This is a genomic window from Polyangiaceae bacterium, assembly GCA_020633205.1.
Classification (GTDB): Bacteria; Myxococcota_A; Polyangia; order Polyangiales; family Polyangiaceae; genus JAHBVY01.
In genome coordinates, this window is the sequence record JACKEB010000014.1 from 223414 (window position 1) to 236676 (window position 13263).

Sequence of the window (13263 nt, forward strand, 5' to 3'; positions counted from 1 at the left end):
GTCTCTCATTCCAAGCGTTGGGCTAGAGGCTCATGGACGTGTCGACTTGTGCGAGCTCCATGCGGGCAAGCGCGAGGTTCGACTTCGCGCGCGTCGTGACGAGATAGAGGAAGATCTCGGGTCGGCTCCGCAGGGGTCGGATGATGTGGTACTGGTCCCTGAGGGTGATCAGGATGTCCTCCATCAAGTCGCCCAGTCCCAGCTGCTTCATCGCTCGGCGCTTTGCGGAGACCACCTTGGTGTTCAGCGCACTCGCGAGCTCGAGTTCGTAGTCGTCGGCGCCTTGCATGCCGAGCACCATGCCGGACTCCGAGTCCACGAGTGAGGCAGCAAGGAAGCCGTCGAGGGACCGGAGCTGCTGGAGCGAGTCATCGATGTTTGACATGGAGAGGCTCTCAACTGGATGGTGAGCGTTGCGCGACGTGTTGCGATCGATGTGCGCTTTCAAAAGCTGGATGCTGCGCTCGAGCGCCCGGTCCATCGGGTAGCGACTGCGCGCCTCGGTGAGCAGATCGAGGGCGGCCGTGTACTCACGCTCCTCAAGCAAGCTGAGAAGCGCCCTGTACTCGCTACGGGCATCGCTGGACGTACCGCTGCGATCGCGGTGCGACCCAACCGGCGCTGGGACGACTGAGTTCATCGATTCGAGAGGTGGGCCGCGAGGGGGTGCGGACCAGCAATCATTCGTGGGTGGCTAACGATCGGTTTCTTACGAAGCGTCAGCTCTTTTTGTTCCCTTGCGGAAAATCAAAATGAGATGCCGACCGGCATGCACGAGGCAACGCTTCGCGCGCAACCCTCAGCGGATTGCACGGAGCGTGCCGCTCGCCAGAAGCAAAAATCGTCGGTCGTTCAGCACGACGACTGTAGGTTGCGCCCAACAGTTGTAGTGCCCAGCCCGAAGGCAAAGAGCTACGGGCCTGTCTGACCGCACATGGACCAACGTGGGGGTGCACGTTGGTTCCGTGCGAAAACGAAAGAGGCAGACGAAAGTCGCCTAAGCGTAAGGCATAGTAACCGCAGATGGCTTCCATTGGGGGCATGGAGATCGGAGGAATCGAACGCCGTACGAACTTGGATGTTTAGATGTACGGGCGGGTGTCAGCCTCCACGAGTGTCAGCGCATGCTGCGCCGGTGTCAGCGCATACTGCGTAGTACGCGCACCGAAGCCGGGTACGAATTCGTAGGTGCGCACGGTGCAGGGATTGGGTTTGGGGGGAGGAGCGTTGAAACGACGCTGTTGAAACGACGCTGTTGAAACGACGCTGTTGAAACGACGCTGTTGAACGACGCTCACCTGGTGAGAACCCGTGCGACTCCTGCTGCCGCGTTGCATCCTGCTGCTCTGCCTGACGAGCTGCTCAAAGCGCTCCGCTGAAGAACTCCCGCGCCCTGAAGCCAGTGCAGCGGTTTCCTCTTCGCCGTTTTCCTCTCCGCCGCCGTTTTCCTCTTCGCCGCAGGCGTCCCCGGGAACGGCGCTGAAGAGCGAGAGCTCGGTTTCGAAGGAGCGCGCCTCACCCCCAGAATCCTCGGAGGCGATTCGCCGTGACTTCGAGCTCCGCTGTGACTTCGAGCTCTTTCGCGGGGCCACTGGGCGGGTGTTCTCGCTGAAGCACGCGGCGCTGATCTGTGCTGAGCCGTGCAGGTTTCCAGCGGCGGGCAAGCAGAAGCTGTGGCTCGTGAAGGCTGATGCCGCCGAGCCGGCGGACCAGTACTGGCCGAGCAATGTGTGGGGCACGTACTCCGGCGCGATGCAGCAGGCCGATCTGCATACGCAGGTCAGCTTCTTGGGGGCGTACCCTGGGGAAGTGATGGCCTTCGGCGCTGCGGAATCTCGCAGTGGTGAAGGCAACCTACCGCTGGTCAGGTTCGTTTCCGGTGCTTGGCGCCGCGACTATCGGGAGATCCCCAGCGACAAGCCTTCGCTGCCCCCGCGGGAATACGATGCAGCGCTGCTCTCGGCACCGGTGGACCGGAACCCGCTCTATTCCTTCGCGTATGGCGCCGGTGCGCCAGCGATGGCGACGGACAAGGACGCGTTGTTGATCCACGACGGCAAGCAGTGGACGACGAAGCCCGCCGAGTGGGGGCGCTACGCTCAGCTGACGCGGCTGGCCGATGGGAACACGTTGGTCGTCGAGCAGGGTGCGTGGCTGATCACACCCAAAGGAGAGATCAGCCTGCTGGATGTCGAGCTACCCCACGCGGAAACGGCAGTCGACATCGCAGGCGAGACCTGGCTGCTCGACGACACGCACTTGTGGAGACCCCGGGAAAAGGGACGCTTCAAGTCGGCGCAACCGCCGAAGCGAACTGCGAGGGGCAGCTCGACGCTGGCCAAGCCGATCAAGGACCCGACGGAGTTCAACGCCCAGTGCAAGACGCCAATCGTGATCGTGAACCACAGCGACGGCACCCAAGTCCACGGCGAGGTGGTTGCCAGCCTGTTCGCGGAGGATCGTGGAAACGGAGCAGGTCTCGAGGCTTACGCCGTGAGGTTCGCCATGGGGGATCGCAGCGTGGTGCAGGCCAAGGACAAGGCGACCGCAGAGCGCCTGCTCGACGTGTTGAAGAGCCGTCAGCACTTGAGTGGAGAGCTTCGCTGCGCCGACTTGAAGGCGCTGTTGCCAGACCCCTACGCGGGCTCAGCGTATCTTCGGCGCCTGTTCATCCACGCGCGCTCGGGCGCGTTGCTCGAGCTGACTTGAAGTCGATTGGCGCAACTGGGGAGTGCCCGAGCCACTTCACGGTGGGGCTCCGGGCGCAGGGACCTTGGGTTCTTCAGGCTGTTCCGGCCCTGTCGGAGGCTCTGTAGGCGGTTTAGGATCGGTTGACGGTTTAGGATCTGTAGGCGCTAGAGGATCGGTTGCCAGCTGGGGCTCTGGGGGCAGCTTGCTGTCGAGGCCTTGTACCAAGTAGCGCTCGAAGAACTCGCTCATCACGCTGTAGAACAGATCGCGGGTGCGTCGGCGGCGGAAACTGTGGCCTTCGTTCTTGGCGAGGAAGAACCAGGTGTCGTGCCCCGAAGCGCGCACGGCCTCAGCAATTTGGCGTGCTTCCGTGATGGGCACGCGCGGATCGTTCTCTCCGTGCGCGATCAAGAGCGCGCTCTGGATCTTCGAGACTTGGTGCAGCGGCGAGATGCTGTGCAGGTAGTCGCGCATCTCCACGTCGGTCTCGTCCCCGTATTCGCGGCGTCGCAGCTCGCGGCGGTAGTCGCTGGTGTTCTCGAGGAAGGTGACCAGGTCACTCGCGCCGACCACGTCGCAACCCGCGCGGATACGGTCGCCGTACTTCGTCAGCGCGGCCAGCACCATGAAGCCGCCGTAGCTTGCTCCGTGTATCCCCACACGCTTTGCGTCCAGTTCTTTGCGCTTGGCGATCCAGTCGAGCCACGTGCCCATGTCTTCCACGGATTTGTGCCTCAGGTTGCCATTGTCGAGCGCCAGGAACGTCTTGCCGTAGCCGTCTGAGCCGCGCACGTTGGGTGCCAGTACGGCGACTTTCCGTGTGGCAACCCAATATTGAATCAGTGGGTCGAAGCTCGGGCGGCTCTGTTGTTCGGGGCCACCGTGCATCCACAAGAGGACTGGGAAGGGGCCGTCTCCGCTGGGCCTGTAATACAAGCTCGGGAGGTCGGTACCGTCAGGTGCTTTCGTGGTGACGATGGTTGGGTTCACCAAGCTCGACTTGGGCATGCCGCCGACTTCGCTACGGGTCCAGGCGGTGAGCTTCGACGTCCTGATATCGAAGCCAAAGACGTCTGGCGGCGAGGTCGGCGTCGAGAGGTTGAACAGCAGCGAGCGGGCGTCGGCGAAACGCAGAGCGGATATGACTCCTCGCGGAATCGAACGGGCGGGTCGCGGATTGCCCTTTGGGAGCGGCTGCAGGTACAGCATGGAGTAGCCGTCTTCGTTCAGCGTGAACGCCAGCAGCTTGCCGTCTCCGCTCAGGGCAAACTCCTCGACGTTCCACTTGTAGCGCGCGGTGACCGGTGTCCACACACCGGAATCGGTGTCGATCTTGAAGACGCGCGCAAACTCACCGCCGCGATCCGAGAGCGCGTAAACCTCGCCAGGCTTTCCGCTGAACAGGCCGAGCGTGGTGGACACTCCGGGCTCGAGCTCGCGCACCGGGCGGCGCTTGCCCGTCTCGAGATCCAGGACGTGGAGGGTGGCTTGATCCGCCGCCAGGTACTCGAGCAGCAGGATCTGCTTTGCGTCTCGCGAGGTGGACTGGATGACCCACTGGCCTGGAAGCTCTGCGGCCAGGGTGGCGGGCTTGCCTTGTGCGGCCGCCTTCGCAGACAGCAGATACAGGTCCATGTCCGTGCCGTTGCGACGATTGCTCGTGAAGGCGAGGGAGCCGTCGGTCAGCCAACGAAACCCGCCGTTGCGACTCTCACCGTCGGTCAGCAGTTGTCGATTGCGCGTCTCGAGGTTGAGATCCCAGATCTGGAAGTTCTCCGTCCCCAGCTGATCCCCGCGGTACGTCAGCAGGCCGCTGGGGCTGAACGCACCCTGTTCAACGGGATCTCTGCCGAACGTCAGTTGCTCGCGCAGCGCGAGCGGACTCAAAACTTGGTGGAGGTGAGTCGCTTCCGCGAGGCGCGTGAGCACGACGATGCCGTGCCCCGCGGGACCCTGGGTCGCGAGCTTGGCGCGTCGGGTCTCCAGGTACGGAGCGAGCTGGGTCGCGACGAATCGCGAAATCGGCGGGATGTTCTCAAGCTCCGGCTCCACCACGTCGTCGACGTCAGCGACGTCCCACTCAAACGCGGTGTCGTCGCGCGGGCCGCCCATGACCCCGCGGTTGTCTTCGCGAGGCGGAGCGCGCACGACAGGCGGTGGGGGCTTCGGCGCCTCCGTCGCGGCAGCGGTCGGCTTCCGCTCCGGAGCGCGGGATTGCGTCGGTCGGTTCCCGCTGCAGGCTGCGAGCGCAACCGCAATCCACAGCGTGAGCTTGCGACCCATGACCTTCGAGTAACCTCAGTCGCCCTCGGGTGTCGAGGGAGGTCGTACGTTGTTGCGATTCAAGGTGCGGCGTGCTCGAGCTGACACGCGTCGCTCAACTGCAAGACGTGGCGTTCATCGACCGAGTCCTGCTTCGCGAAGCGCCCCGCCATCACGACTTGGCCGTCGGGGCCCACCACCAAATCGCCGATGAAGGCCGTGCCAGGGCGATCAATGCGGTGCTGCCAGAGGGGCTGCCCGGCGTTGTCGACCCGAAGCAAGTTCAGTGTGCCGCCATCCAGCTCTCGCAGCTCCGAACTGAGCAGCACGCCTCCGCCTGGCATCAAGCGCACCCGGGTGAAGCCCGGCGCGCCGGCGAGTTGCTCTTCGGTGTGCACGATCGTGCTCCGGATATTTCCTTGGGGATCTATGCGGTAGCTGCGCACCGCTGGGCCCCAACCCAGCGCCGAGATGAAGAAGTCGCCGTCCGGCAGCTGGACCGATGCGGTCACTTCGGGATCTTCGATGTCCGGATCGTTCAGCGTCTGCACCCACAGACGCTGACCCTTGCCGTCCAGGCGCAAGAGCCGCCCGGGGCCCGTGCCCACGCCGCCGGTAGACGGGCTTCCGGTGATCAACGCACCGCCATCGCTCGTCGGCGCCACCGTCCAGCTGGTGCCCCGCGCGTACTGGAAGGTGTCGCTGTACTCCCAGAGCAGCTCGCCAGCGGAGTTGATGGCGAGCGCCTTCACCGGGCCTCCAGAACCGTTGAGCCAGGCCTGACTGACGATCACGACGTGATTTTCGAACGCGTAACTGCCCACTACGCGCTCGTCGCTCGACTCACCCAGGGTCGGCGGATCATCGCCATACACGCGAGTGAACCTCGGCTCACCGCGGTCGCTTAGTCCATACACCACCAGATCCTTATCTGCGCCGGAGTACGTCTCTTGGGTGCCAATCAGCAACAACGCGTCGTCCACCTGGTAGACCCCGGCGGGCCACACGTCTTCTTCCGTCTCGAAGGCGACCCGCCACTCGAAGCTCGACCCGCCGGTGTGATACTCGAGGGTCGTACGGCGCGGGCTGCCGTCACCGTGGCCCACCGCGAGGAATCCGTCGCCGACCTTGCTGAGCAGGTTGACGCGCTGGCTTATATCCTTGCGGAACAGTTCATCGCCACGGCCATCGAAGCGCTCCACGGAGCTCCAGTTGTTCTGCGTGGTGAACTGCGTCGCGACCACGGGGCCATCGCCGAACCACAACAGCGACTGCCCGGCGCGCTCGTCGAGCTGCTCGTCGACCAAGTGCCACTCCTGGCTCGGGTCGCAGAGACCCACTTGGACGCCTTCCTCTTCGCCAGGCTCGATCACCCGGCCGCAGCCGAGAGCGGCGAGCAGCGTGCCTCCGAAGCAAGCCACCTTCAGTGCCGTGGTGCGACTCATCCTCACCCCCAAAATCCGAGCAGCCATGTCGTGCTTCGGTGATAGCCAAGTCTCCGGTTGGCGCCTACTCGCGTCCGTTGGCTTTTGCGTATGGGTTTGTGGGGCCTTGTCCGGTTGCTACGAACCCCACGGTGCGAAGCTCTTCAACGCGACGAGTTTCCCCGTGCATGTGCGGATTTGGAAGGCGGAGTGGGCTTGTGACGGGCCATTGCCCGCTAGCCAGGCCTGGGAGCTGAGGGAGTGTTTGGAGCTGCCGGCGGGGATCGACACGGTGCTGCCGAGCAGTTACGACGGCGACGCCTGTGAGGTCGCCGTGGTGGAGGGCGACGGACTCGCCACGACTCTGCTGTCTTGGGACCGCGACCTGGTTCTTGGGGGAGAGGGGCGCGCCCGCTCCGACGCAAACACCGTCTACCTGGAGCGCGTCGGTGAGCGTTTGTACCTCACGAGCGCGCCGAATATCTCTGCGGAAACATACCTTGGAGAGCTGCCGTTGGCGTCGAGAGCAGCAGCGGAGTGCCCACGGTGAAGAGCTGGGTCACGGCGCTGGCCCTGCTTGGTGCTTGTAGCCATAGCGCGAGTGCGGCGGCCAGCGATCTGAAGGACAAGCCGCTGTTCTATTCCCAGCTGCGTGTCGAGTGGCCGCTACACTCAGCGAACTACGAAGCTCAGAGTTCAGCCCAAGCTCACAACGCCAGCGACGCCGAGTCACTGAGCTTCGACCCCACCTGGCCACTTGCAGTCGGGGTGTCGCTGCCGGTGCTATCGCCGCTACACCTCGGCTTGCGTATGGGCGCCGGGGAGCTGCTCAGAGTGCGCGGCGGGCCGAGCATCGCGTTCTTCGAAACCGCTGCGGTTCCACGCGCGGTGCTCCCCGTGTACCAGCGACAGGACGGGCGACGCGAGTTCGCGTTCGCGTTCAGCATGCCGCTGGCGTTGCTGTTGCCGGTGTACGTGAGCGAGGCTACGGCGGGGCGAGCCGTGACCCGGGAGACGCGAGCTAGTATCGGGTTCAGCGTTGGCTGGCAGCTCGAGTGCCTGTTTCGCTGGGGTCACTCGGTGTTGAACTTTGGGCCGTTGTTTGCGCAGCGCTGGGTGAGCTACTCCGAGACGAGCCGGATGAAAACGCAGGCTGTGCAGGTGACACAGAGCTACCGCGCGCACTATTCGCTCTTTGGTCTCCACGTGGGGTACGGCTGGAACTTCTGAGCTACTTCTTGTGTTGCTCGAGGTAGGCGTTCAAGGCCTGGTAGTATTCGCTGGAGGCTTCATCCGTGGGGAAGCAGGCGAAGGGTCGCTCCTCGGGTGGTTCGCCCATCGGGTTCTGCTCGTAGGCGTCTTCGCAGCTGAAGCCCGAGGGACACTTGCGAGTTTCATCGCACTTCTTGTGGCAGCTGGTGAACGGGCCGAGCCCCGTTGCGTGTTCGTCGTCGATGCACTCTCGGTAGCCCGACGGCTCGTGAGTCAGGCACTCGTTGAACTCCTGACAGCCCGTTTCGAGGCCGCGCAGACACTCAGGCTCCCAGGGATCGACTCCATCACCATCTATCATGGGTGAGTCGCAGCTGATGCCGTGGCTCTTCAAGATGAGCCCCGGTGCGAGTCGCGGCGGGCACGCGCAGGCCGCTTGGATCAGCTCTGCAGCGCTGCGCTGGGGTACGCCGAAAAATCGCGCGACGGCGAGGGGACGCGGACTGCCTTTTGGCCACTCGGAGTGCAAGCGCACCAGATGCGGAAACCACACGAACGATGCGTCCAGCTTGCTGCCTTCGGTGAAGCGCCACACCAGCTGGAGCTGCCCCATGCCGCCGGTTACCTTTGGCTGTATCCCCGAGGAAGCTTTATCGACGCTCGCGCGCCAGGCTGGAGTACCGAAGTAGCTCAGCTCGCCACAGCGCACCCTCACCCAATCCCCCGCTTGCCGCGCCTCACAACCGAGCGCCGGACCTCCTGCGAGCTCCAGGCGCTTGCCCTGGTCGAAGTCGGCGGCACTCGGCTCCACCGGTGTCTCCTCGGCGGTTGGTGCTACTTCCGTGGGTGCGGCGACCTCGACAGGAGGCGCCGGTTGCGTGCCGCCGCAGCTGGCCACGAACCCTGCAAGCACGAACGCCGGACCGAGTGCTCTGCGCATCCGCGCGAGAATAGGGCGCCTCGCGGCTGAGAGTCATGGGAGTTCTGCGAGAGGCTTTACGGGAGCCCCGTTGCGCCGCTGTCTCGCAGGCGCTGGAACAGGCCCTCTTCGTAGGCGATCTGTGGCGTGTAGTTCGCCATGTGTTCGCGCATGCTTTCTTCTCCCACCCAGGTGGTCAGCTGCGCGAGCCGCTCGATCGCGAAGCGCGCTTCGGGGAGGGGGCCGGTGAGCTCTTTCGCGCTCAGCAGGAGCTCCGCGTATTTGACGATCGCGATGTGGTAGGTGGCGCGCAGCTCCTTCTCGCGCGCGGTCTTCCAGGCGTTGTCGATCTTGGCGCGGATGGCGGCGGCCTTCTCCTGAAGATCGGGGTTGTCGCTCGCGTCTGCTTGCGCCAGCACGTTCAACTGGTGTGGGGTAAACATCTGGAGCGCTGGCGCCTTGACCTCGCGCAGGCTGGTTGCAAGGCCTTCGTAGAGCGACGCTTGCCGCAGCTTTACGTTGACCTCCCACTTGGCACCAGGCTGCCCTTCGAGCAGTTGCTGTAGCGCCTTGTACCAGTCCTTCGCGTCTGCGGCGTAGGCGCGAAAAGTCAGGATCACCTGGGTCACCGAGCCTCGAAGCTGCTGGTGCCCCGTCTCGCGGTCGAATTCCGCACGGAGACGAGCGTCGATGCGCGCGTACTCCCGCTGCCTCGGGACGTCGAGCGCCGCGCCCGGGGGCACCGGCGCCGGGTCGAGGGGGGCCAGACCCAGACGCAACGGAACGCTGCACAGCGCGAGGCGTTCGCTGGTGCTGACCGCCTCGCCACATTGGGCCGGCGTGCCCTCCATGCGGATCAGCTGCGCGCCAGGGTGCGCCGCGGCGTGCGCTGCGGGGTCGAACCAGATGGTATTAGCGAGCGTCTCCGCGTTGCCCGCCACCAGGCTGAAGCCGCCTACGTGGATGTGTGTCACGTAGTGGGTCGCGCGGGCGCAGCTGGGTCCTTCGAAGTTCTTGCGCTGCAGCTCATGCTTGGTGGAGAGGTTCAGTTGGCCCACGGTAAAGGTATCCGCGCGAACGGATTCGCCGTCGAGGCGCGGGGCGGCGTAGGTCGCTCCCAGGGGTAGCTGGCTGAAGACCTCCGCCTCATTGGTCGCTATGCGCGCCTCTCGCTTGAGGAACGGCCTGTATTCATACGGTAGCGCACTCGCCACACAATCCTGCAGCACTTCCAGTGTCACCTCACAACCCTGGGTCTCGTACCGCACGGCAACGGCGTGCTCGAATCGGTTGGCCTGGAGTGCCGCGCGAGGTTGGTCCGCCAACACCAAGAGCGGTTCGGCTTCTGCTTGCACCGTTGGACAGTAGGGAGCCTTGGGCGGCGCTTCTGGCGGCGGCGGATGTGCGCAGGCGCTAAGGGAGAGCGCACCAGTCAGGCCAAGTACAACCGTGCGGATCGCTGAAGGTGGCATTCGCCTCACCGAATAGCATGGGTGCGCCTGCGATTGCGGTCGCTTGAGAGGAGCTCAGGGTCTAGGGCCGCTCCGCGTCAGGGTTGCTTGAATTCGAGAACGCCAATCGGATCACCTTGAAAGACTGTCGCGACGTCTATGCGACCCTGTGCCTCAGCGGGACTCAGAGCCGCCGCCTCGTCTGCGACACGTTGGAGATCGACTTCGATTCCCATGAAGTGCTCCAGGCAGCTCCATGCCTTTCCGATGCGATTGCAGGTCGCTGTACCGTCCTTTCCGGAAAGCACATGCTGGGTGGCTGATGGATCTACGCCACCGCTGAAGTCAACGCGGGTCTTTTTCCCGACTAGCAGTGCGGGGAGTGAGTACCCGAGCTCGATTGTAGTTTCCGTGCGACAAATGCTGATGTCGCCAACTGGGTAGGCGGCGTACGCTTCCAAGTTCGCTGATACCGGGACGGAGTAGCTGCCGCTGAGATCTGGATGGGGCGGCTCGAGCGAACCATCGGGGATGCAAACGGGAAGCGAGTAGAAGAAGCTCGCTTCCCCCGCGGAACCACCACCTGCTGCCCCGCTGGCTCCGCCTACCGGATTGCCAGTACCGCCCACGCCAGCGTTGGCAGTGCCTCCCACGTCGCCGCCCGCAGTGCCACCAACACCGCCACCTGCGGTGCCGCCCACACCGCCGGTAGTTGCGCTCGCGGCAGCCGAATGCGCTGGCTCCCCACAGTTGGTGAAACCGGGGGCGATCAACAGGACTCCGACAGAGCCAATTTGTCTTAGCCAGCTCAATCCACGCCTCGGTTGCTTCGCTTTGGGTGAGTCAGGAAGCGTAGGGCGGTCGTGAAAGGAGGTCACGAGGATCAGGCTCCGCCGTGCGGTTTGCAGACGTAGACGCCCTCTTCGAGGTCGCATTCTTCGCCCGAGGCGCAGTCTGCGTCCGTTTGACACTCATCCGCGGCGCCAGCTCCGCTTCCGCCAGACCCACCGTGGTCCACGCACGCGCCGACGCCGTGTTCGACCTCGCACTCTTGACCAACTGGGCAATCAGCATCGACGGAACAGACCCCGGAGCCAGCGGAACCGCTGGAGCCGCCCGAGTTGTCGGAGCCTCCCGAGCTACCCGAACCGCTGGAGTTGCCCGAGCCACCGAACCCGCTGGAGTTGCCCGAGCCACCGGACCCGCTGGAATTGCCCGATCCGCCCGATGCATCGTCGTCTGCCTTACAGAACGATCCATCGTCTTCGATTTCGCAGCGCCCGCTGCTGCAGTCCGCGTTGTCCTGGCAGCTCACGCGATCTTGGTGACTGCCCGAGTCCTCACCAGCGCCTCCAACACAAGCGGTGGCAAGCAATGAGGTGAGGGTGATCAGGATGAGGTTCTTCATCGTCGTAGGACCTTTCATGTTGGCCAGACCTCGGCATCTGTCCGAGCGGCGCTAGCTCCGATGCCCTACTTGTCGGAAACATGTCGCCAATGGGGTAACGGTGGGTAACAGTGCCTGACGGGAAACCGCGGCACGTGGACGAGGCGAATCAGGCAACGGGGGAAAAATCCCTAGAGTTCTTGCTGTTTTCCGGCGACTACGAGTCCGTCCTGGCGCGCCAGCTCATCACGTCAGGGATGCACCCCGCCGCGGTCGGAGCGTTCGCTTTGTCCGGTCGACTCGATGAGGCGCAGAGCGCGCTGCGCGCGCTGATTGATGAGTCAGCGGAGTCAGCTGATGTCCCTCAGGCGCGCTTCTATTTGATCGCAGGTTTCTGCCACGCCGGTCAGGCACAGAAGGGCCTCCGTTTGGTCAGGGAGTGCCTAGGCGATCTCGCGGAAACCGACCCGCGGGTGCGTTTCTGGATCTGGCAAGGCTTGGCGCTGGTGCGCTTCTTCGAGGGACGCTTCGGGCTCGCCCGCGCGGCGGGTAGGCGGGCGCTGGCATCGGCTACTCAGGCGCGCTTTCCGTACGCGCGCGTACTTGCCCTCGATTTGCTTGCCCAAGCCTTCGTGCTCACCGGGCATGTGCACGCTGGGCTCCGCATGCTGGAACAGGCAGTCAGCTTGGCTGACGCTCTCGGCTACGCTCAGAACAGCGTCACCCTGCGCACGTCCGCGCTCGTCTACCGGATGCAGTACTTGTTGGGACCACTGGCTGAAACGACGCAAGCAGTGGTCGAAGCCGTGTCGAACCCCGATGTCAGCTACTTCGCCCGCAGAAACGCCCTGATCGAGCTGGCGAGTTCATGGGCAATTCAGGGCAGAAGCGATCTCGCCCGAGCCGCGCTCGACGACGCCCGGGCTATCGCCTTGCCCGGATCTGATCGGCGAGCGCGAACCCGTTGGTTAGGCGCGCTAGCGTTGGTCACCGCAGTCTCCGAGGGCCAAGAGCCAGCTCGGGAAGTGATGCTTGAGGCGCTCGCGGAGGCGGGGTCTCAAGTCACGCTGCTCGCCGAGCTTGCCTTCGTCGAGGCTCTGTTTCTTGGCGCTTCGAATGAGCTCAAGGGGGATCTCCCACGGCTCGAGCGAACCACGGGGATGTCCCGCGCCGTCTTCGCCGCAGCGCACGCGCTCGGCCGGGAGTTGCCAAACACTCGGCAGGCGGGAGACGGACTCTGCAAGCTGCTTGCAGATTGTTTGCGTGCGGAAAGTCAGCGTCGCGCGAGCCTACTCATCGAGCACGGCTTGTTTGGCCTGGTCCCCTGGGCGCTCGGGCGGCCGCCTGCCCAATCGCTGATTCTCACCGACGAGCACTTGCTGACCGAGAATCGCGGCCGTGTGTCCATTCATCCTGCGCCCAAGGGTCCCTCGCTCAAGGTTCTTCAGCTATTGGGAACCGGTTTTCAATCTCGGGAGCAGTTGGCCCAGCAGGTCTGGGGACTCGGCAGATACCATCCCGATCGCCACGCCGCGGTCATCAACACCGCGCTATCACGGCTGAGAGCAAGCCTCGAGCAGCCGGGCTGGTTGGTCACGCATGAAGACGGCTACCACCTGGCCTCCGGTGTGGACCTGTTGAACCTCGAACAGCCCAGTGAGAGCAAGCCAGCGAACTCTCCTCCCCCACCGCTCGAGGAGCACCGGTTGCTCGGCGTCTTGGGCAGCGGCCCGGCTACGTCGACGGAGGTTGCTCGCCAGCTTCAGCTTTCCCCTTCGTCGGTGTTGCGGCTGCTCCGACGCTTGGCAGAGCGCGGTGTAGTGATCAGGCAAGGCAGTGGGCGGAACACACGCTATGCGCTGGCTGCTAGCGCAGGTGAACCGCGCTGCTGATCTTTGGGTAGACAATTTCTGGGGG

11 protein-coding genes are annotated in these 13263 nt (G+C 64.2%); 4 read left to right on the top strand and 7 right to left on the bottom strand.

Annotation, left to right across the window (positions count from 1 at the left end; all coding sequences use genetic code 11):
- Positions 1–22: 22 nt before the first annotated feature.
- The gene (locus H6718_21010; protein ID MCB9587898.1) at positions 23–385 is read right to left on the bottom strand and encodes a hypothetical protein; all 363 of its coding nucleotides are present in this window, start codon (positions 383–385) and stop codon (positions 23–25) included.
- A gap of 926 nt (positions 386–1311) precedes the next feature.
- Between H6718_21010 and H6718_21015 the strand changes: the two genes are divergently transcribed.
- Positions 1312–2709: a hypothetical protein gene (locus H6718_21015; protein MCB9587899.1), complete on the top strand. Its 1398-nt coding sequence runs from the start codon at positions 1312–1314 to the stop codon at positions 2707–2709.
- Positions 2710–2745: 36 nt separating this feature from the next.
- Here H6718_21015 and H6718_21020 read toward each other — a convergent pair whose 3' ends face one another.
- Entirely contained in the window at positions 2746–4974 is a 2229-nt protein-coding gene (locus H6718_21020) for a S9 family peptidase (GenBank protein ID MCB9587900.1), read from the bottom strand.
- Positions 4975–5033: 59 nt separating this feature from the next.
- Positions 5034–6425 (bottom strand): hypothetical protein, encoded by a 1392-nt coding sequence (locus H6718_21025; protein ID MCB9587901.1) that lies wholly within the window; start codon positions 6423–6425, stop codon positions 5034–5036.
- On the opposite strand from H6718_21025, the gene H6718_21030 reads away from it, so the two are divergent.
- Together H6718_21030 and H6718_21035 are read left to right on the top strand one after the other, a co-directional pair.
- Positions 6424–6927 carry a hypothetical protein gene (locus tag H6718_21030; GenBank protein MCB9587902.1) on the top strand — a complete coding sequence of 168 codons (504 nt, stop codon included), beginning with the start codon at positions 6424–6426 and terminating at the stop codon, positions 6925–6927. The two genes, H6718_21025 and H6718_21030, sit on opposite strands and share 2 nt — an antisense overlap.
- Positions 6924–7607, top strand: coding sequence for a hypothetical protein (locus tag H6718_21035; protein MCB9587903.1), 684 nt, complete (start codon positions 6924–6926; stop codon positions 7605–7607). The genes H6718_21030 and H6718_21035 overlap by 4 nt, the downstream gene beginning before the upstream one ends.
- A 1-nt stretch (position 7608) precedes the next feature.
- Here H6718_21035 and H6718_21040 read toward each other — a convergent pair whose 3' ends face one another.
- The 4 genes from H6718_21040 to H6718_21055 all read right to left on the bottom strand — a co-directional run bounded on the left by H6718_21040 (position 7609) and on the right by H6718_21055 (position 11367).
- Entirely contained in the window at positions 7609–8529 is a 921-nt protein-coding gene (locus H6718_21040) for a hypothetical protein (GenBank protein ID MCB9587904.1), read from the bottom strand.
- A gap of 56 nt (positions 8530–8585) precedes the next feature.
- On the bottom strand, positions 8586–9980 hold the full coding sequence (locus tag H6718_21045) for a hypothetical protein (GenBank protein MCB9587905.1): 1395 nt from the start codon (positions 9978–9980) through the stop codon (positions 8586–8588).
- 77 nt (positions 9981–10057) lie between these two features.
- Positions 10058–10732, bottom strand: coding sequence for a hypothetical protein (locus H6718_21050; GenBank protein ID MCB9587906.1), 675 nt, complete (start codon positions 10730–10732; stop codon positions 10058–10060).
- A gap of 110 nt (positions 10733–10842) precedes the next feature.
- Positions 10843–11367 (bottom strand): hypothetical protein, encoded by a 525-nt coding sequence (locus tag H6718_21055; GenBank protein MCB9587907.1) that lies wholly within the window; start codon positions 11365–11367, stop codon positions 10843–10845.
- Between the two features lie 110 nt (positions 11368–11477).
- Between H6718_21055 and H6718_21060 the strand changes: the two genes are divergently transcribed.
- Positions 11478–13238, top strand: coding sequence for a helix-turn-helix domain-containing protein (locus tag H6718_21060; protein ID MCB9587908.1), 1761 nt, complete (start codon positions 11478–11480; stop codon positions 13236–13238).
- The last annotated feature ends 25 nt before the right edge of the window (positions 13239–13263 follow it).